1 pseudogene is annotated in these 292 nt (G+C 41.1%); it reads right to left on the reverse strand.

Annotated elements, in window-relative coordinates:
• Window positions 1-103: 103 nt before the first annotated feature.
• Window positions 104-292: pseudogene (locus CG11_RS30690) on the reverse strand (nucleotide pyrophosphohydrolase); the annotation flags it as partial.

Raw genomic sequence — 292 nt, forward strand, 5'->3', positions numbered from 1 at the left:
TAACTGGGAAGAGAATTGAACCCTTCTGAATGCGAACACACACACATTCTAAACCTTTCCAGTTGACCATTATGGCTTTTCTTTTAGTCCTTAGACCATTTTCTTAATATTGCTTTCCATGAAAGCGGGCTCTAGTGCGGTTGTAGTCCAATTTCGCTTGAATGTGTTTGTCTAGATCAATCTTTAACCCTGCTGCCATATCGAGTAGTCGAATGGTGGCATCTGCCAGCTCGTCTTCAAAGCTATCTTTGAGGTGCTTTTTAAAAGACAAAGGAGCCGTTTTTATCGTAGA

The sequence above is a fragment of the Aureispira sp. CCB-QB1 genome (assembly GCF_000724545.1).
Classification (GTDB): domain Bacteria; phylum Bacteroidota; class Bacteroidia; order Chitinophagales; family Saprospiraceae; genus Aureispira.